The sequence below is a fragment of the Pseudomonas sp. NPDC087639 genome, assembly GCF_044743385.1.
In the GTDB taxonomy this organism is placed as follows: Bacteria; Pseudomonadota; Gammaproteobacteria; order Pseudomonadales; family Pseudomonadaceae; genus Aquipseudomonas.
The window spans coordinates 51,124-52,632 of sequence record NZ_JBIUWI010000039.1; the positions used below are offsets into that span (position 1 = coordinate 51,124).

General features: G+C 61.0%; 1 protein-coding gene and 1 pseudogene. One reads left to right on the forward strand and one right to left on the reverse strand.

The window, feature by feature from the left end; all coding sequences use genetic code 11:
• Positions 1–111, forward strand: a pseudogene (locus ACIOVB_RS17195) (ribosome modulation factor); the annotation flags it as partial.
• A 149-nt stretch (positions 112–260) separates the two neighbouring features.
• Here ACIOVB_RS17195 and ACIOVB_RS17200 read toward each other — a convergent pair.
• Complete coding sequence (locus tag ACIOVB_RS17200) at positions 261–1,280, reverse strand: quinone-dependent dihydroorotate dehydrogenase (protein WP_401269685.1); 1,020 nt, start codon at positions 1,278–1,280, stop codon at positions 261–263.
• Between the last annotated feature and the right edge of the window lie 229 nt (positions 1,281–1,509).

A 1,509-nucleotide genomic window follows, 5' to 3' on the forward strand; every position in this document is an offset into this window, starting at 1 on the left:
GTACGTCAAGCCTGGATTAACGGCTGGCGAGAAGGACGCGGCGACAACTGGGACGGTATGACCGGCACTGCGGGAATCCACAGACTCAACGAACTTCACGCCGTCGGCTGACACAGGGCATTAATTCCGACACGACAATCTGAATTTGTAACGCACTAACCACGCACGTCCTTCCCGGACGGCGGGCTTCGGCCCAGGGGCTCCTTCGAGGAGCCCTTTTTATTGCCTTGGTGTTTTATCGGTCCCCCGTAGGAGGAGGATCAGCGCAGGGCTGCGATGGCGTCTACCGACTCACGAATCAGCGCCGGGCCCTTATAGATGAAGCCCGAATAAATCTGCACCAGGCTCGCACCCGCGGTGATCTTCTGCGCCGCATGCTTGCCTTCAGTAATCCCGCCCGCCGCAATAATCGGCAAACGACCACCCAGCTCAGCCGCCAGCACCTTCACGGTGTGGGTGCTCTTGTCACGCACGGGCGCGCCAGACAGACCGCCCGCCTCGTCGCCATGCTCCATGCCTTCAACGCCAACACGGCTCAGGGTGGTGTTGGTCGCGATCACCGCGTCCATCCCGGTTTCGATCAGCGCTTGCGCCACCTGCGCGGTTTCTTCGTCGGTCATGTCCGGCGCGATCTTGATCGCCAGCGGCACGTGCTTGCCATGGCGCAGCGCCAGTTCGGCACGGCGCGTGGCCAGATCCGCGAGCAACTGCTTGAGCGAATCACCGAACTGCAGACTGCGTAAACCCGGGGTGTTCGGCGAACTGACGTTGACCGTGATGTAACTGGCGTGGGCGTAGACCTTATCCAGGCAGATCAGGTAGTCGTCCACCGCGCGCTCGACCGGCGTGTCGAAGTTCTTGCCGATGTTGATGCCCAGCACGCCCTTGTATTTCGCCGCTGCCACCCGCGCCAGCAGGTTATCGACACCGAGGTTGTTGAAACCCATGCGGTTGATGATCGCCTCGGCTTCCGGCAGACGGAAGATTCGTGGTTTCGGGTTGCCCGGCTGTGGACGCGGGGTCACGGTGCCGATTTCGACAAAACCGAAACCCAATTGCGCGAAGCCGTCGATGGCCGCGCCGTTCTTGTCCAGACCGGCCGCCAGACCCACCGGGTTCGGGAATTCCAGGCCCATGACTGTCACCGGCATCTTCGCCGGCGCCTTGCACAGCAAGCCGTTGAGGCCCAAACGCCCACCCGCGCCGATCAGATCCAGCGACAGATCGTGGGAGGTTTCCGGGGAAAGTTTGAACAACAGCTGACGGGCCAGGGAATACATGGGCGGCGATGACTCGGGCGGCGAAAAGAGGCGGCGATTATAGCCGGGCAACGACCTGCCGTGCGAGGCGCGAATACCGACATTATTCAAATCGCAGACAAAGAAAAGCCCGGCCTAAGCCGGGCTTTTCTCAGAGCGGCAGCTAATTACTTAGCTTGAGCTTCAACCTGCGCTTCTACGCGACGGTTAACAGCACGGCCAGCTTCAGTTTTGTTGTCAGCAACTGGGC